Annotated in this window: 12 protein-coding genes; all 12 read right to left on the reverse strand. The window is 39.5% G+C overall.

The annotated features are described in order from the left end of the window. Window positions 1–47 precede the first annotated feature (47 nt). The 12 genes from ACJJVZ_RS17760 to ampE all read right to left on the reverse strand — a co-directional run bounded on the left by ACJJVZ_RS17760 (window position 48) and on the right by ampE (window position 19554). Window positions 48–947, reverse strand: a complete 900-nt coding sequence (locus ACJJVZ_RS17760) for a Dyp-type peroxidase (RefSeq protein WP_077536915.1) — start codon at window positions 945–947, stop codon at window positions 48–50. Between the two features lie 49 nt (window positions 948–996). After that, a complete protein-coding gene (locus ACJJVZ_RS17765; RefSeq protein WP_193154890.1) occupies window positions 997–2046 on the reverse strand; it encodes an ABC transporter ATP-binding protein in 1050 nt (349 codons plus the stop codon). After that, complete coding sequence (locus ACJJVZ_RS17770) at window positions 2047–3678, reverse strand: ABC transporter permease (protein ID WP_405602406.1); 1632 nt, start codon at window positions 3676–3678, stop codon at window positions 2047–2049. Beyond that, complete coding sequence (locus ACJJVZ_RS17775; RefSeq protein WP_077536912.1) at window positions 3678–4682, reverse strand: Fe(3+) ABC transporter substrate-binding protein; 1005 nt, start codon at window positions 4680–4682, stop codon at window positions 3678–3680. Before ACJJVZ_RS17775 ends, ACJJVZ_RS17770 begins: the two co-directional genes overlap by 1 nt. Window positions 4683–5944: 1262 nt before the next feature. After that, window positions 5945–8293, reverse strand: a complete 2349-nt coding sequence (locus ACJJVZ_RS17780) for a hypothetical protein (protein ID WP_405602410.1) — start codon at window positions 8291–8293, stop codon at window positions 5945–5947. Window positions 8294–8401: 108 nt separating this feature from the next. Beyond that, complete coding sequence (locus ACJJVZ_RS17785; RefSeq protein ID WP_405602412.1) at window positions 8402–9625, reverse strand: alpha-xenorhabdolysin family binary toxin subunit A; 1224 nt, start codon at window positions 9623–9625, stop codon at window positions 8402–8404. A gap of 858 nt (window positions 9626–10483) precedes the next feature. Further along, window positions 10484–11164: a tRNA-uridine aminocarboxypropyltransferase gene (locus ACJJVZ_RS17790; protein ID WP_273048217.1), complete on the reverse strand. Its 681-nt coding sequence runs from the start codon at window positions 11162–11164 to the stop codon at window positions 10484–10486. A gap of 135 nt (window positions 11165–11299) precedes the next feature. Beyond that, entirely contained in the window at window positions 11300–12727 is a 1428-nt protein-coding gene (lpdA, locus tag ACJJVZ_RS17795; protein WP_405602416.1) for a dihydrolipoyl dehydrogenase, read from the reverse strand. A gap of 191 nt (window positions 12728–12918) precedes the next feature. Continuing rightward, window positions 12919–14835, reverse strand: coding sequence for a pyruvate dehydrogenase complex dihydrolipoyllysine-residue acetyltransferase (gene aceF, locus ACJJVZ_RS17800; RefSeq protein ID WP_405602419.1), 1917 nt, complete (start codon window positions 14833–14835; stop codon window positions 12919–12921). 10 nt (window positions 14836–14845) lie between these two features. Further along, window positions 14846–17512, reverse strand: coding sequence for a pyruvate dehydrogenase (acetyl-transferring), homodimeric type (gene aceE / locus ACJJVZ_RS17805; RefSeq protein ID WP_405602422.1), 2667 nt, complete (start codon window positions 17510–17512; stop codon window positions 14846–14848). Window positions 17513–17603: 91 nt separating this feature from the next. After that, window positions 17604–18353: a pyruvate dehydrogenase complex transcriptional repressor PdhR gene (gene pdhR, locus ACJJVZ_RS17810; protein WP_077536905.1), complete on the reverse strand. Its 750-nt coding sequence runs from the start codon at window positions 18351–18353 to the stop codon at window positions 17604–17606. 349 nt (window positions 18354–18702) lie between these two features. Further along, window positions 18703–19554 carry a beta-lactamase regulator AmpE gene (gene ampE / locus ACJJVZ_RS17815; RefSeq protein ID WP_138586618.1) on the reverse strand — a complete coding sequence of 284 codons (852 nt, stop codon included), beginning with the start codon at window positions 19552–19554 and terminating at the stop codon, window positions 18703–18705. Window positions 19555–19566: the final 12 nt, after the last annotated feature.

Raw genomic sequence — 19566 nt, forward strand, 5'->3', positions numbered from 1 at the left:
TTAACTTGTTCAGATATTTATGCCGGTTGGTATAACAAGCTAAAAAATTAAAGCTGCTTTAAAAATCCTATAGAGGGTGCAAAAAAAGCAGAACCCATGTCGGCTTGAGTGAAATCAAGCCACTGATCATAACACTCTTTCTCACCTAAACGGCTTTTCAGTACTTTTTCAAATGCTGTTCCTGTCGAGGCGCAGGAAATAGATAACATCCCTTGCTCGTAAACATCACCGTAAGGCATGCTCTGATTTAATAATAGCGGTTGCCCGCTTTCGTCTTTTAGCTCGCTACGCACAGCATGAGAGGTTTCTACAGTAGGTGTAATAAGCGTATTATCAAGACGCGTACGCCCCATTATTTGCTCTTGCTCACTCAATGATAAGTGCTGCCACATTGTTAAATCGTGCTTATAACGCTGTACATGAATATAGCTGCCTTGATCTTCAAAGCTCCCCTGTTTATTTACCAAGGCCGTAGCACGTTTCTTTCTTCCAAGGGCTGTGTCGCCTCCATAAATGAAGCCGTTAAAATCTCGGCCATCCAAAAACCGAAAATTACGAATTTGCTCCACCAGCTCAACATCGGGGGCAAATAATTTTAAAATTTGCAGTGCAAATAAATGATTAACGTCTTCTCGGTCTGAGCGTATTTGTACAAATAAATCACACGGCTGCACGCTCATATGATGATCGCTGTGATTTATATTAGGAAAACTCTGTAATTCACTTGGGATATATTCAGGCAAGATATGCGGCCAGTACTGTGCGCCGATAGCAAGCATGCATGACAGCATTGATTCAGAAAATTGGTCGCTAAACTCTTCTTCTATTGCACTAACTTGCTTTAGTTTTGCGCGCAGAGACTCATCTTGGCCATCAAACACATTAAAAAATAAATGCAAACCGTGTAAGTTTGCCTCAGCACAAATCCCCGACTGCGCTTGCGCCATTGTCATTCCTTAGCTTATAAACGGATTAACACAGCGAATAACAAATTAGTTATGATTCGAAAAAATTCACCGTGTGAGGTTTTATTTTTATTATAACCTGCTCATTTTTATCAAATGACTGGCCATATTGTGCAGCAACTTCAATTTCCTGTTCAGCAATAACAACCGTATAAACATACGCAGAGCCAATAAAGCGACTGCTTAATATTGTTGCTCGCTCGCTTTGTTCATTATGTATATTGTCGCTCACTAACTCTATTTGGTGAGGACGAACATATATTTCCCCTGCTTTTGCAGTATGTTCATGCGCAATATACGATTTAACTAAGCCAAACGGAGTACTGTATTCAGTTGCCGTTAATACTTCTGCGCTTAAGTATATGCCTTGACCCAGAAACTGCGCAACCTCCTTTGAACTTGGCATTGAAAAAAGCTGCTCTGGCGAGCCTTGTTGAGCAATTTTTCCGCGATGCATAATGGCAAGTGTATCTGAAAAGGCAAATGCCTCCTCTTTTGAATGTGTCACAAATACAGCAGACACTTGAGATGTTTTAATAATTCGCCGGATATCAGCGATTAACTCAAAACGTACTTGAGTATCTATATTAGAAAAAGGCTCATCAAGGAGTAATAAACTCGGCCTATAAGCTAGTGCTCTAGCTATAGCAACACGTTGCTGTTGACCACCCGATAACTGATGCGGGAACCTGTCGGCACAGCCAATTAAATGCACAAGTTTAAGCATTTCATCAACACGTTGCTGCTTCTGGGCTTTATCCATTGAACTTAGCCCAAATGCGATATTATTAGCAACTGTTAAATGTGGAAATAACGCATAATCTTGAAACATCATGCCAATGTTACGATGCTCTGGTGAAATAAATGAGCTTTCATCACTCACCAATTTACCATCTATAAAAATACGGCCTTGGCTCGTTTCAATTAATCCTGCGATAGCTTTAAGTGTCGTTGTTTTTCCACAACCACTGGCCCCAAGTAAACACACTATTTCATCTTTACCAACCGTTAAATCTAGATCATGAAGCACTTGGGTGTCGTTATAGTGATAACTTACGCCTTGTAAAATTAAACTACTCATTTAACTACGTTGCTCCATAGAACGGTTAATAAAATACAAAGGAATAAAGCCCACAATCACAATAAATAAAGCAGATATAGAGGCCAGCTCTAGTTGCTCATCACTTACATACTGAAATACGTGAGTCGCCAAACTTTCAAAACCAAAGGGTCTAAGTAGTAATGCCGCTGGCAGCTCCTTCATACATTCAATAAATACCAGTAACGCCGCAGTAAGCAAACCTCGTCGTAATAGAGGCAAGTGTATTAACCTTAATGTTTGCCCTTGGCTTTTACCCATTGACTGACTTGCCATATCAAGTGATGGACTAATGCGTAAAAAACTCGACTCTATCGCTCCGTGTGCAATAGCGTAAAACCTAACAATATAAGCAATAATAATGGTAAAAACACTGCCGCTAAGCAGCAAACCTATGTCTAAATTATACGGTTCGAGTACTGTATTTATGGTATTTTCTAACAATGTAAGCGGTAATAAAACCGCAATGGCAAGTACGGTGCCAGGCAATGCATAGCCTGTGCTTGCTAAGCGTCCTGGAATAAGCGGGTATGTTTGTTTTGCCACGCGCTGATAAAAAACCACTAATATGCTCAAAGCAATGGTTACTAAACTCACCACTCCTGCTACTTTTAAACTTTGCCAAGCGTAACTAAAAAACTCGCTGCTCCATGCTTTACCAAAATAAGTAACGGCATAATTAATAAGTACCGCTATGGGGATCACAAAAGAAATCAGTAAAATAAAACTACAAAATGCAGTGGCTAACCACCCTGGCTTACCCTTTAAAATATAAAGCGATTCACTGTTAACGCTCGACTGGCGCTCAAACACGGCCTGTTCACGGCGACTAAAGCGCTCAGCCATTAATGCTAAAAATAAAAGTAATAGCATAACACCCGATATTTTTGCAGCCGCTGTCAGTGAGTAATAACCAAACCATGTATCGTAAACAGCGGTCGTTAAGGTGCTTACAGCAAAGTAACTGACCGTTGCAAAATCAGCCATCGTTTCCATACTAATGAGCGCAAGGGCCGCAACAATTGCACCTCTGGAGAGTACTAAACTTACTTTAAAAAAACTTTTCCAAGGAGATAGTCCCATTAACTGGCTAGCTTGGACTAATTTAAACGATTGCTCGCGAAGCGCTGTTTTAAAAATCAAAAATAAATACGGATAAAGAACCAAAGCAATCATCACTATGGCACCTGGTAATGTGCGTATATCAAAAAACCAGTAATCATTAGGTGATTGCCAGCCAAACCACTTGCGCAACGTTATTTGCACAGGGCCTGCGTAATCTAATAAATCTGTATATACGTAAGCAATAATATAGGTAGGCATGGCAAGGGGCAGCATAAGTGCCCATTCAAACTGTTTTTTACCGGGAAAGCGACAGTAAGCAGTTAGCCATCCAAGCGGCAATGCGATCACACAACTGAGCACACAAACGCCGAAAATCAGCAACACAGTGTTAGTTATGTAATCCCAAAGTACGGTATTCCAGAGATGAGTAAATACCTCTGAGTCGCCCTGTACGGATTCAAATAAGAGGAAGAGCAGCGGGGCCGACAATATTAAGCCTGTCGACCACGCAAAGAGCTGCCATTTAGACAGCTTAAAATTATAATTCATTAAAGATCGAACTTCACCTCATCAATCAGCTTAAGTGCTAACGGACGATATTTACTGATCTCATCAAGTGGTAAACTGTCTTCCTTAAAGCTACCCCAAGACGCAACCAAACTTGATAATTCAACACCTGCCTTAACCGGATACTCCATATTAAGCGAGGCATACACGTTTTGTGCTTTATTGTCGGTCATATACTCTATAAGTTTCAAGGCATTTTCAGGGTTTTTAGCGAACTTTGTAATAACAGCACCCGATACATTTATGTGCGAACCACGGTTATTTTGATTCGGAAAATTAATATTCACCGCCTCAGCCCATGCTTTTTGTTCTTTATCTTGTAGCATTTTACCAAGATAGTAGCTATTGCCTAACGCTAAGTTACACAACCCCTCTTTAACCGCCTTTACTTGAGCACGGTCATTGCCTTGCGGTTTACGCGCTAGGTTATTTTTAACGCCTTCCAGCCACACTTTAGTCTCTGCCTCACCATGATGAGCAATCATAGATGCAACAAGCCCTAAGTTATACGGATGTTTTCCCGAACGAGTACAAATTTGCCCTTTATATTTAGGGTCTGCTAAATCTTCATAAGTTAGGTTTGGTAACGCGCCTACACGCTCTTTTGACGAATAAACATTTCGCACGCGCTTTGTTAATGCAACCCACTGACCATCTGTGTCGCGAAAAGCTGCAGGCACATTTTTATTGACACTGTCGCTTTTTATTCTTTGCGTTAAATTTAAGTCTTCTAATTGAATAAGCGCACTAAAATTAGAGGTTAAAACTAGATCGGCTTTACTGTGCTTCCCCTCTCGTTTAACGCGTTCAATTAAGCCCTTTTTTGCAAACACAACATTAGTTTTTATACCGGTTTGTTTTGTAAAATCATCTAAAATGGGTTGAATAAGGTACGGTTGACGAAAAGAGTAAATATTAACAACGTCATTTGCAAATGCAGGTACTGATACAACAAGTCCCAAAACGATAGTAAGTGCTTTCTTCATTATTTCACCTAAACAATAACTATTATCAAATAATTCTATCTTGAACCGCTATAAAGTGCACACTTTAAATGGCTGTAAATAGACAGAAACGCCTGAAATGGAAATACCATGTGGGAGATCTCTCACGGATATGACAGCAAATGAGTAAAATATAACACAAAAAAGCAGCATAAAAAAAGTAACCCATTGTATTTTAATAATAAATAAAAAATCACAGTTGCACTAGCTGCAATTTGATGCCGCTTTATCCTATTTTAACTACCTTATTCACCTATAATTTACTCATCAACCAAGCAGTGATGCTTACGAGTAAATGGAAATGGATTGCTTACTCGACCAACCAATGATTAGGTTACTCAGGATAATACGGATTTTAGGACAGGCTCAGGACGAGTATCACAATGGAATGTTGCAATATGGACAGCGTCAGGAAGACGCGAAAAGGATAACAACACAGATTAGTTGTTTAACAGGACGTTAAAGGAATAAATGGACAGGCCTTTTTAGGTAACACAAGGGATTGCTTAAAACATGGATGCACTAGGAAGTGCAATTGAGGATTTGGTAATAGTATTTACCCCTACAGGATGTTTAGGAATAAAGGATATAGATCTGGATTGTTCTACATTACATAGAACTAAAAAGTAATATAGTAATAGACATGGATTAGTAAAAATTGGAGTTGATTAAGTTCAATTGCAGGATGCAAAATTAGAAGATTCCGCAAGCGCGCCTAGAGATAGAGCGCGCTTTTCTTTGCTTAAAATTCAAACCGATTAGAAGCCCAAATAAGTTTCAACAAACTAATTAACCTAAATTCTGGATAATAAATCCATCTTGAGCAGCTATTTTCAGCGCTAACTGCGTTGAATTTACTTACAATAGGCCCGCTGTTGACACGTAAATTCGCCTTGTTTTCACTGAAAATCTCTGGCTAGAGAAAATAAATTTAAATATCAGCATGATTCAACACGTTAGTGAATATTTTAATCAGAGTTCAGGTTAATTAGCTGCAGCGTATGTGAGCATTATAATTCTGTATCCGGCTAAAATTAAATATCTATTACCTATGATCTATTATCTACATGCAAGTAACACAGGAGCAATCTGCCTTGAGAAAAAGCCGTGAGCAGCGTATGTTTGGGATTTATGCCCCGCATCATCTATTTATTGGCAATAACCACACCTCAGAGATTCAACCTAACTTAAAAACCAAACACACAACTGCAAATTTAATCTCAAAAAAGAAATACGCCCTCTATTTATTGTTTAGGGATGGCATTTCCCTTAAACGACACCTTAATATTTTCTACTTTACTTAAATCATATAACTCTGGTTGTTTAAGCTTAATAGACCAAGTTGTAAAAGGGGTTGGTTCAAAGTAATTAATAGCGTAGTCACCAGCAATTGCACCACTGGTAATTAGCGCAATACGGGATAATTGACTATCTAACAACTCGTAGCTAACTAAGCGATAAAGTGACTCAGCACTAAATTGGTAAGGCTGCCCTTTAAATCTATCTAGGTAGTGACCACTCGATCTCACTTCTATGTCATATCGCTGATTTTCACTTAACTCATTACCTTCAATTACAACATTTACTTCATCTAAGCGCACACGATCAAACTGTGAAAAATTGGCATTATCTAATGATAAAGTAAAACTCATCTCGCCATCTTTCGCAAAATCTACAAGCTGCTGTGGCGCATTTAAGTTATCAATTGTGAGCATAAAGTCTTGTGGTCGTGGATTAAACCTCTCCAATGAAGCTGCTTCTTGCTCACGAAGTAATGCAAGGTCGCGGCGGTACTCCTGATAAGTTTGATTAAGACTTGGCATCACAATAGCTTCGCCTAACGACCAATAATTAAAAGCGGCTTGATAGTTAGTCAACGCTACAAAAATAGGTCGTTTTAGATTGTTTAGTGTGCGGAATAACTGCTCTTCCATTTGCTGTACTTCATCTAGACTATTTAAATTGTTTTGTAGAAATTCATCAATTCGGCTGATCTGCTTAAGCTTCGCATCGGCAGTGATACGCAAGTCAATCTGGCGAGATTGCTCTTGCGCTACGTCTATTTCAACAGCCACAATTGCTTTACCATGATTAATTAGCTTTTCAATTGCAACTTGGTAATCGCTTGACCCATCAATATCTTCATCAATAGCCTTTTTCATCTGTGCTTTTGCCGTAATTAAAAACTCATCCCAGATACGGTTAGACTCTTCTTTTGTAGGAATAAGCGCATTAAGACGGTTAAACTCAAAGGCTAACTCGCTACTAGAAAAAGGATTTGCTGTCTTTTTCGATAAAGAATCTAGCTGACCACCAACCGTTTGTACTCGCTGCATTAACGAGGCGATATCATCGATTTTGGTTTTCAACTCATTAATTTCTTTGATAGTTTCCGGAAGGCTAGCAATCAACTCTGTCAAACCGCTAACGTCACCGCCTGCAGCGCCAGCAAGTGCTTTTCCCGCATTGACGACAGTCCCTATAACCTTGAGGCCTATTTCGCTTATTTTGTCTTGTTTGTAATCCGAGATCCCCGTTTCAAAAACTAAAGCTGAATCAAATACATTGTTATCTTGCGCTTGAAACGAATTCTTTTGCTCACCAAGCGTTTTTACTAAGCTGTTAAGTTGCTCCACAGAACGAGAAATAATACGCTGTTCAGCGGCAGCAACGTCAGATAAATTATTCTGCATCAGTGTAAGATCTTGGCGTTTACTTTCTAAACTACGGCCTTGCTGTTTAAAGTTATTGTAGCTGGCTTGATATGCTTCCATTGCCTCTATGTAGGTTTTAAGCGTTAGTTTGTAAAAATCAAGAGATAAGCTAGGCACATAATTTTTATTGATGGTTGCGTAAGATAAAAATTGTTTAAAATTAGCAAGCTGCAAGTAAAAGTTCTTTGACTGAGATGTTGACTCTCTGACACTGTGCGCTGAGTTTAAAATAGACTCAGCCCAAGTTAGCATTTCGAGGCTCAATGCAGGGTTTTGATCATAAATAGAAACAGCCATATCAAAAGATTTTTCAAATACATCTAAAATGTATTCTTTATGGACTGAAATCAAAGAAATTAGATCAGACGAAATCGGTCTTGTAAACTTATTCCCTTGAAAAACTTGGTAAAGTGTACCAAATGATTTTGGCTCAACACTAAAGCGCTCAAGCTCTCCGTCACTTGGTGAATGCGCTGTTACAATATTAATTTTAGCTTCTACAGAATCCGCTACCAACACTAGCGTCGATGCTTGCGCCTTTTGAGTGTCTAAATTAATACTGAGAGTGCCATCTCCTATGATTTTTCGTGCAACAATAAATATCCGTTTGTTTGGCGCATCAAATAGCATATTTCGATTAATTTCAACCGTGTCGGCAGCAATCACTATAGTACTGTGATCCTTTGCGTTATTTAGCACGTCATTAAGGTTTAAGTGAAGGGCTGACACCAAATAATTTTGATCATCAACCCGTTGCTGGCTTTTCATCGTGACAGCAGGCAAATTATCGCTAGATTTAAGCTGATATAAATCTGACCATGTGGCCGCTTGGCTCGCGAAAGTACAGCCTATTAATAAGCTGAGTAAAGAATATTTCATAATAACTCCCTGTTGCAGAAAAATAACAACATAAGGAAATAACCTAGACCCAGTCTAGATTACTCCTTCATATTGATTAAAAGTGCAACTGTTTGAATAGTGGTTAGTTTATTGTTTTGAGATTGGAAGGTATGCGTTTTGTAAGAACGCTTTCGCTTTATTGGAAATGTTTATCCAAGAGTTGCTAGCATTACTAGCAAGTGGTGATGAAACAATACCGGCAACCACAACATTGGCGTTACGCAATCCATTCTCGCCGTCTAGCTCTTTAAGTACATCCCTTAGTGAGCTCATATCGCTGTGCAATGCTTGCCAGTGCACTTGTATTGAACGTACGTTTCTAAGTGCATCTTTTATTTTTGTATTCATGCCTTCTACTTGATATTTTGCGACTTCGTATGAGGTTGCTAATTTGCTAGCATGTGCCAGCTCTTTATTTTGAGTTTCGATTTGAGATTCAATATCTTTAACATCGTCTTTCAAACTTTCTAGCTGAGCGCCTTGAATGCTGCCGCCTATAAGTAAGGCTAATGGACCGCCAATAGCCGTTAAACCTATGTCGCGTTCCTTATCACTAATATCCTCATTTAATTTTGCTATTTTTTCTTTTAACTTAGCAATACGGGAACGAATATTAGCGGGCTCTTCTTTATTTAGAATATCGCCAAGAGTCATCTCGGATTGATTGAGCTGACCAGATTGTGTTGTTAAACCAGACTGAAAAGCGATTATTTGGTCCACTAGCAATTCTGTTGAAGTAAGGTTGCCATCGACAAAATTAATAAAGGTGTTAAGAAATGCAATGGTAGTTTGACGGTTTTGTTCAGCAGCTTTTAAATCTCCACTTAGAGATGCGTTCTGTAAGCTAGTTAACCCATTGATAAAAGGTTGAATTAACGCCAAATGAATATCCGAATAATTTGCTAATTTTGTAGCAAGATTAATCGCATCAGGATAAATTTTACGGTTCCAGCTTTCTCCTAGTGAATAGATAGACCCAAACGTTCCCATCAGAGAGATATAGTGATTATTCAATGGTGTGCTATTAGGATAGCGAGTTGCGCTTCTAAATGCAGCCTCACTATTTGGTAGGCCAACGGCCGACTCTGCAAATATTTGAATACTCTGCCACTTATCTTTCTCAAGTAAAAAACTATCCGAACCAACGTCAATAAATAGCGGAGCACCATCTAAGCCACCACCCAGTGTGTCGTACATGATTGGTGAAATTTCTGGGATCTTGCTATCGGCTATTGCAACTTGGCCAAAACCCAAAAGCTGTAACGATATAACAGTAGCAATTGCGGTTTTTTTTAATTTCATTAATTTCATTTTCTACTTCCTAAATTATATGATTATTTAATCGTTATCTTTTCATTTTTTACACTAATCGAGCTCTTTAGTTATCTCCTTATCGGAAAGTTAAATCTATCTGTGCAATAGGGCCTTTAAACTCTAAGCGCTAATAGAACCTGGGTGTAATCGAGAGTGAAATCGAATGAGAATGCATCAACTTGTTACAAGCTGTTCACCATTTGGAAACATTACGAGATTTATAAACATATATCTAGTGGGTATAATTTGATTTATCTAAAAATGGTACAGGAGGACAGTTTAATGGGACAAGCGGCATAAAAAAGAATTAACAAAACAAAAAATAACAATGAAAAAGGACTGATTTCAAGTAAAGGAGAAATTAAGGAAAGCTTATTTCAAAATGTAAAAATCGAATTATTCAAATACTGATGCTGGTTAGTATTAACCTATGAAATTACATTTCCGGCAATATGTTTAGTTTTCAAGCAAAGTAGAGTGCTGTTCATCTACAGTCAATTAGCTTTTTATTGCCAGTACAGTTATATGCAGGGGTACACATGTTAAGTTCTGATTATGGGACTTTAGTAAATTCAACCCCGTTAGCGCCGAAAATAGCGGCTTATAATAAATTTATTCTCTAACCTGAACTCTGGTTAAGGTATTTACTAACACATTGAATTATAGTGATATTTAAATTTATTTTCTCTAGCCAGAGATTTTCAGTGAAAGCAAGGCGAATTTACGCGTCAATAGCGGGCCCATTGCAAATAAATTCAACGCAGTTAGCGCTGAAAATAGCTGCTTGAGATAGATTTATTATCCAGAGTTCAGATTATTTATCTTTCGAGGTTAAAGCTACAGCTGTGTTTAACATTAACCTTCTAACGGCCGGCCTTTGTTACGCTTACCGAGTAAATACGCATCACGAAATTTGATGAAATGCTGCTCTAACTTTGTTGATGCATCCATTTCGCCAGCAAGCGCTAGCACCATAATAGCGACTTCGGCAGTGCCTAATTGATGCGCATGAGGCGCAACTCTTAGACGATAATCAGATAGTTTCTCAGCAGTAACAGAAAGCACAGGTAGGTTATCTAAGTACGGGCTTTTACGAATCATTTTTTTAGCTTCACGCCATGTACCGTCTAAAAATATAAATAGCGGCTTTTTACCTGATTCAATATTAACCTCTGTAATGGCTCTACCTTCTTCTACATCCTCAGCGGGAAAAACCACCATCGGCTGATACTGAGGATCGTTTATTAAGGCCAAAAGCGCTGGATTAGGATCTGTTCTATCCCATCTAAAAGCGTGGTTATTTGGTACTATCTCAGCAATTAAACGCCCTGTATTTGAAGGTTTAAAGCTTTCATTGTGATACATTAATAAGCACACAGCAGCCTCACAATCGGCATGTTCAACACCTTTACAAATACAGTAGTGCTTCGCTATTAAGCATTGCTCACAGCGATCTAATTTACCGCCTCGAGCATTAAACTCGCGACGGGATTCACTTATTTGTTGAGCGCGTAATGCTAAAACTGAGTTTTTCACTGTATTTACCTTCAATTAATTAAGCGCGCATTGTAACGACTTCTTGTTATTTAATCTTATATTTATCTAGGTTAAAAATAGACATAAAAAACCCAACCGAAGTTGGGTTTTTCAAGCAAATACTAAAAAGTTAAATTACTTCTTCTTTTTAACTGCTTTTTTGTTTGGTAAGTCAGTGATTGAACCTTCAAAAATTTCAGCTGCAAGGCCGATTGATTCGTTCAATGTAGGGTGAGCATGAATAGTAAGCGCTAAGTCTTCACCATCTGCACCCATTTCAATACCTAGACCGATTTCGCCAAGCATTTCGCCCGCGTTAATACCAATCATAGCACCGCCGATTATACGGCCACTTTCTTTATCAAAAATAAGTTTAGTAGAACCTTCAGTACGAGATGATGCAATAGCACGACCAGAAGCTGCCCATGGGAATACCGCAGTTTCAATGCTCAAGCCTTGCTCTTTTGCTTCTTTCTCAGTAACACCTACCCAAGCGATTTCTGGGTCTGTATACGCAATTGAAGGAATACATTTAGGGTCGAAGAAATGCTTCTGACCAGAAATAACTTCTGCAGCAACATGGCCTTCATGAACCGCTTTATGCGCAAGCATAGGTTGACCAACTAAGTCACCAATTGCAAAAATATGGCTTACGTTAGTACGTAATTGCTTATCAACATTAATAAAGCCACGCTCATCAACATTTACGCCCGCTTTTTCAGCATCAAGTAAGTTACCGTTTGGAGTACGGCCAACTGCAACAAGTACTTTGTCGTAACGTACCGGTTCTGCTGGTGCGTTTTTACCTTCAAATGTTACGTATAAGCCGTCTTTTTTAGCTTCAACGCCAACAACTTTTGTTGAAAGCATTACGTTGAATTTTTTGCTTACGTATTTTTGGTAAATTTTGATAATGTCTTTATCAGCCGCTGGTACTAATTGATCAGCAAATTCTACAACATCAATTGCAGAACCTAGTGCACGATAAACCGTGCCCATTTCAAGACCTATAATACCACCACCTAAAACAAGTAGTTTTTCTGGTACGTCTTTAAGTTCTAATGCACCAGTTGAATCAATTACACGGTCATCTTGTGGGATGAAAGGTAAGTTAACCGGTTTAGAGCCAGCCGCAATAATCGCGTTATCAAACGTGATAGTTGTAGCGCCGTCTGCGCCTTCAACAACTAAAGTATTGCTGCCAGTGAATTTGCCGTAACCAGATACGACTTTCACTTTGCGCATTTTAGCCATGCCCTCTAGTCCACCAGTTAACTGGCCAACGACAGAATCTTTCCAAGTACGAACTTGGTCTAAATCTATTTTTGGTGCGCCAAAAGTAACACCATGAGATGACATTTCAGCCGCATCATCAATCACTTTAGCTACGTGTAAAAGTGCTTTTGAAGGAATACAACCAACATTAAGACATACGCCGCCTAATGTTTCACGAGATTCTACTAATGTAACTTCCAAGCCCAAGTCAGCAGCACGGAAAGCCGCAGAATAACCACCAGGACCACCGCCTAGTACAACAACTTGAGTTTTTAATTCGTTGCTCATGCTTTTACCTTAATCGTTTGAACGGGACATTGCCCTAAAATTTAACTGCCATGTTTCTGCAAGGCAGAAAATCAGAGCAATTCACAAATAGTGCAAAGATTGTATCATTGCATATAGTAAAAATCCCAGCTAAAAACAACTGGCTGGGATTTGATTTTATTTAATTGCGTACACCAATTTTATTAAATTGGTTACATCACTAACTGACGAATATCACTCATGTAGCTTGCAAGCGTTACAGTAAAGCGTGCTGCTAATGCGCCGTCAATAACCCTATGATCGTATGACATAGACAGCGGAACCATTAGCTTAGGTTCAAACTCTTTACCATTCCATTTAGGTTTCATCTCAGATTTAGATACACCTAAAATAGCCACTTCTGGTGCATTAACAATCGGCGTAAATGCCGTTCCGCCAATACCGCCTAGGCTAGAAATAGTAAAACAGCCACCTTGCATATCAGACGATGTAAGCTTACCGTCACGTGCTTTAACAGATACTTCCATTAATTCACGCGATAGCTCAATAATGCCTTTTTTATCAACATCTTTAAACACTGGTACAACTAAACCATTTGGCGTATCAACTGCAACACCAATGTTAATGTACTTTTTAAGGATTAAGCTTTCGCCGTCGTTAGACAGTGAAGAGTTAAACGTTGGGAAATCTGCAAGTGCTTTAGCCGCTGCTTTCATCACAAACACAAGTGGTGTGATTTTAACGCCCAGCTTTTTCTTCTCGCTAAGTGCATTTTGCTCTTTGCGGAATACTTCAAGACTTGTGATGTCAGCTTCGTCAAACTGTGTAACGTGTGGGATTTGTACCCAGTTACGGTGTAAGTTTTTGCCTGATAGCTTTTGAATGCGAGATAGTTTTTTCTCTTCAATTTCACCAAACTTAGCAAAATCGACTTTAGGCCATGGAATTAAACCAAGCTCACTACCACCAGCATTACTACCTGCTGATAGTTGACCAGATTCAACTTGCTTAACTAATGTTTTAACATAGTTTTGCACGTCTTCTTTAACCACTCGATTTTTACGACCAGTGCCTTTAACGTTAGCTAGGTTAATACCAAACTCACGCGCTAAACGGCGAACAACTGGCGATGCATGAGCATACGCGCTGTTTTCTGTGAAGCTTTCATTACCTGCTTTTGCAGGTGCTGCTTGAGCCGGTGCCGACTCAGTTTTAGCCGCTGCTGCAGGTGCTGATTTTTCAGCGGGTGCAGATGCTGCTGGCGCACTGCCTGCAACTTCAAATACAAAAATCAATGAACCAGTCGATACTTTATCGCCTGCGGCTACTTTAATTTCTTTAACTGTACCTGCAAATGGAGCTGGTACTTCCATTGCCGCTTTGTCGCCTTCAACATTCAAGATTGATTGATCTTCTTCAACCGTATCACCAACTGCAACCATAATTTCAGTTACTTCAACTTCATCGCCACCAATATCAGGTACATTCACTTCTTTAGTACTTGGTGCTGCGTTTTCTGTTGAGTTAGCTGCTGGCGCTTCTACAGGAGCCGACTCTTTAGCTGGTGCCGCAGGTTCACTTCCTGCTACTTCAAAAACAAACACAAGTGAGCCTGTTTTTACTTTGTCGCCAGCGGCCACTTTAATTTCTTTAACTGTTCCAGCAAACGGCGCTGGCACTTCCATTGCGGCTTTGTCGCCTTCAACGTTTAAGATAGATTGCTCTTCTGAAACGGTGTCGCCAACAGCAACCATGATTTCAGTTACTTCAACTTCGTCATCGCCAATATCTGGTACTGTTACTTCTTTAGTTGAAGAACCTGTAGAAGCAGCAGGTGCTGCCTCTTCAGATTTAGCTGGAGCAGCGGCTGATGCTTTAGTCGAGCCAGTGCTTTCACTCTCGCCTTCAAACAAAAAGACTAAAGAGCCAGTTGTTACTGTATCACCAACGTTTACTTTAATCTCTTTCACAGTCCCCGCTTGCGCAGCAGGCACTTCCATTGAGGCTTTATCGCCTTCAACCGTTAGTAATGATTGGTCAACATCTACTTTATCGCCAATACTTACTAGAATTTCGGTTACTTCAACTTCATCGCCACCGATATCTGGTACTTTAATTTCAATACTCATTGCAAACCTCTTATGCGTACAGTGGGTTAAGTTTGTTAGTGTCGATGTTGAACTTTTTAAGCGCATCAACAACTACTGACTTCTCAACTTCACCGCGTTTAGCAAGTTCAGATAACGTAGCAACAACAACGTAGCTTGCGTTAACTTCAAAGTGACGACGTAGGTTTTCACGGCTATCAGAGCGGCCGTAACCATCAGTACCCAACACTTTGTAGTTGCTGCTTGGAATAAATGAACGCGCTTGCTCTGCGTAGTTTTTCATATAATCCGTTGCTGCAACAGTCACAGAGTCGTTTAATACGCTTGTGATGTACGCTGTTTTTTGCTCACTTTCAGGATTAAGCATGTTGAAACGTTCAACATCTTGCCCATCACGTGTTAACTCGTTGAACGACGTTACAGAGAACACGTCAGACGCAATGCCATACTCTTCGCTTAGAATCGTAGCGGCTTTACGTACTTCAGTCATAATAGTACCTGAGCTTAATAACTGTACATTGGCTTTTTTACCCGCGTAGCTTTCAAGCTTGTAAATACCTTTACGAATACCTTCTTCAGCACCTTCTGGCATAGCAGGTTGTGCATAGTTTTCGTTCATTAGCGTTAAGTAGTAGTAAATATTTTCTTGATCTTCACCGTACATACGACGAATACCATCTTGGATGATAACCGCAACTTCATACGCATAGGTTGGATCGTAAGAGATACAGTTAGGCACAGTGTTAGCAAGAATATGGCTGTGACCATCTTCGTGCTGTAAACCTTCGCCATTTAGCGTTGTTCGACCGGCTGTAGCACCTAATAAGAAACCACGTGCTTGTTGGTCACCTGCCATCCATGCCATGTCGCCAACACGTTGGAAACCAAACATTGAATAGTAGATGTAGAATGGGATCATTGGTAAATCGTTAGTGCTGTATGATGTTGCAGCAGCAACCCATGACGACATTGCACCTAACTCATTGATACCTTCTTGCAGTACTTGACCTGATGTAGCTTCTTTATAGTAAGAAACGATATCACGATCTTGTGGTGTATAGTTTTGGCCATGCGGGTTATAAATACCGATTTGACGGAATAAACCTTCCATACCAAACGTACGCGCTTCGTCAGCAATAATTGGTACGATATTTTTACCAATGCCTTTATCTTTTAATAAGATATTAAGTGCACGCACAAAGCCCATCGTGGTAGAAATATCACGTTTTTGCTCATCAAGTAATGGCTTAAATGCTTCTACTTCTGGTAGCTGTAACTTTTCAGTAAAGTTAGGAATACGTTTTGGCGTGTAACCTTTCAATGCATCACGGCGAGCATGTAGGTATTTGTACTCTGGCGAACCTTCTTCAAGTTCTAAATAAGGTAGCTCTGCAAGTTGCTCTTCAGACACTAAATCATCTAAACCTAAGCGTGAACGTAAATGTGCCACATGTGACATGTCCATTTTTTTCACTTGGTGCGCAATATTCTTACCTTCAGCCGCTTCACCCATGCCGTAACCTTTTACAGTTTTAGCAAGGATAACCGTTGGACGATCATTTGTTTGCTCAGCTTTTTTAAATGCAGCGTATAATTTTGATGGTTCATGACCACCACGCTTAAGAGCAAAAATCTCGTCGTCTGTCATGTCAGCAACAAGTGCCGCTGTTTCAGGATAACGACCAAAGAAATGTTCACGTACGTACGCGCCATTTTTAGCTTTGTATGTTTGATAATCACCATCGATGGTTTCGTTCATCAATTGTAGTAACTTACCGGTAGTATCTTTAGCAAGTAAGATATCCCAACCGCTGCCCCATACTACTTTAATGACGTTCCAGCCAGCGCCTTTAAATAAGCCTTCAAGCTCTTGGATGATTTTACCGTTACCCATTACTGGGCCATCTAAACGCTGTAAATTACAGTTAATTAGGTAACACAGATTATCTAGCTTTTCACGCGCAGCGAAAGAAATAGCACCACGTGATTCTGGCTCGTCCATTTCGCCATCACCTAAAAACGCATATACACGTTGATTTTTAGTGTCTTTCAAGCCGCGGCCATCTAAGTACTTTAAGAATCGCGCTTGATAAATAGACGCGATTGGACCTAGGCCCATTGATACTGTAGGGAATTGCCAAAATTCAGGCATTAATTTAGGGTGTGGGTAAGACGGTATGCCTTCACCATCAACTTCTTGACGGAAGTTATCAAGCTGTGCAGCTGATAAACGCCCTTCAACAAATGCACGCGCATAAATACCTGGAGAAATGTGACCTTGATAATAAACTAAGTCACCACCGTCTACGTCATTTGGTGCTTTAAAGAAGTGGTTAAAACACACTTCATAAAATGCAGCAGATGATTGGTAAGACGCCATATGGCCGCCTAAGTCGAGATCTTTTTTAGATGCACGTAGAACGATCATAATCGCGTTCCAACGTATAATTGAACGAATACGACGTTCAAGATTTACATCACCTGGGTAAGCAGGCTCTTGATCTACAGGAATAGTATTAACGTAGTTCGTGGTAATACCCGTTGGCATATCAACGCCGTCTAAACGGGCTTGCTCTAATACTTGCTCAAGTAAAAACTGAGCTCGTTCAACACCTTCTTCGCGCACAACTGATTCAAGAGCTTGTAACCACTCTTGTGTTTCTAGCGCGTCTACGTCAATTTTATTGACTTCAGACATATGGAGGTTTCCTTATGTGTAAAATACGAATATTGTTAATTTAATCTCACTACTACTTGATTTAGTGTGTTCAAAGTAGTCGCGTATTAACTTAATTTTGTTTGGTGCGTCTTAAACTACGTTCAATTCGCGAATGTTCTTTGCCTGCTTCAAGCAATGCTTCTTCAATAAATGCTAAGTGCGCATTACTTGCTAAACGGGCTTGTTCTGGATTACCGTCAATAACGGCATCCATTAATAAACGCCTGTGCTGGGCTAACTGACTGCTAATATCTGACTTTTTCAATAAAACAGTTAAATTTTGCAATACGTTTTGCTCAAGCAGCGCTTTCATACCTCTAACTAAATGCAATAACACCACGTTATGCGAAGCTTCTGCCACGCTAAAGTGAAATTCATTAATCGCTTTTGCTTTTTGCTGTAAATCATCATTAACTAGGGCAATTTCATCAAAGCTTTGTTTTACTTTGCTAAAATCGGTGCTGGTCCCGCGCAGTGCTGCGTAATAAGCTGCAATCCCTTCTAATGCATGACGAAATTCAAGTAAATCAAACTGCGATTCAGGATGCTTACTAATCAAATCAAACAATGGATCAGTAAGGCCTTCTTCTAGCTGATTTTTTACAAACGTGCCACCACCTTGGCGACGCGTCACTAAACCTTTTGCTTCTAATTTTTGAATCGCCTCACGCAGCGATGGGCGAGACACTTCAAACTGCTTTGCTAGTTCACGCTCTGGTGGCAACTTTTCACCTGGTGCTAATGAGCCTTCAAGAATCATGTTCTCTAGTTGCTGTAAAATAACATCAGATAATTTTGCTGCTTTAATCTTTAAAGACATGAATCAACGTCCGCGTTGTATTAATACCAAGAGCCCATAAAATAAGGCTTTAAGAGGTATGACTTACCCAGAAGGTAAATTGGTCATACCAAAATTTGACAATAAGGTATCAAAAAGCCTAATAGCTGTCAATTTACACAACATTTGAGTAATAGCAGTAGCGTAACGCATTTTGAACGAAGGTCAAACAATACACAATTTGATACAAAAAGAGAACGTTAACAAGATGAAAAGCAATTGGTCTGACCAGATGAGTTTAGAGTTTTCACTCTATTTTATTGTGTTTGAAAATTATAAAAAGATAAAGCACCTCACATTGCATAAGGTGCTTTATTAAGAAGGTATTAACTTAAGACAGCCCACCAAATAATGTAAGCAACGCTATAAGGACTAAATAAAATAATACATTGCGCTTAACAAGCTTAATCATACAAGTGGCTTCGTAGGTACAGCCGTAATAGCGTTTTTCTACTTGTTCAGCGGCTAATGCTGTGCAAGTGACGACCTTGCGATTAGGGCTGGAAAAATCAAGCGCATAACGCAGCCAACAACTTGTACCCTTATTAAAGTTTCCTATCACTAAATAACCAAAACTCGTTATACGCGCTGGTAACCAATCAAGCCAAAATAACAATTTATGTACTAACTTAAAGTGTTTGGCAAAAATCACCTTATGATCTTCTCTGACAAGATCTGCAAAAGTACGTACTAACGCATACAAAACAGCGCCTGGCGCACCTAAAATAACAAACCAAAAAATAACCGCGCAGTAAAATCTAAAATTAACCCACGCTAATGTTTGCCCAAAGGTTTCGCCGTTATCTTGATCCTCAGTACGCTTTTGCCCAATTTGCAACGCATATAACGATGCTGCTGTACCATCATCTCGCGTTAAAGCATTTAAGTATGATTTATATAACGCACGTTGTTTTGCACAACCAAAACACACTAAAAGCACGGCAACATTAATACCCAAGTGCCACAACACAAAGTCAGATAAGCAATAAATAAACGCCATCGCAATAACAGGAAGCCCAAGCCAAATTAAAAATCCAATACCTGAGGCAAATAAACCTTTCGCTGCGAGTAATTTAGTCGAGCGTTTTAAATAACCATTCGCGTAATAACTTATTTGCCAATAACTTGAGCGAGCCCCTAAACGCTCAAGTATTAATGCTATTATTATAGAAACCAAAATCATTGTAGTTACTCT

Source organism: Pseudoalteromonas sp. Ld19 (assembly GCF_045064135.1).
GTDB classification, from domain to species: Bacteria; Pseudomonadota; Gammaproteobacteria; order Enterobacterales; family Alteromonadaceae; genus Pseudoalteromonas; species Pseudoalteromonas aliena.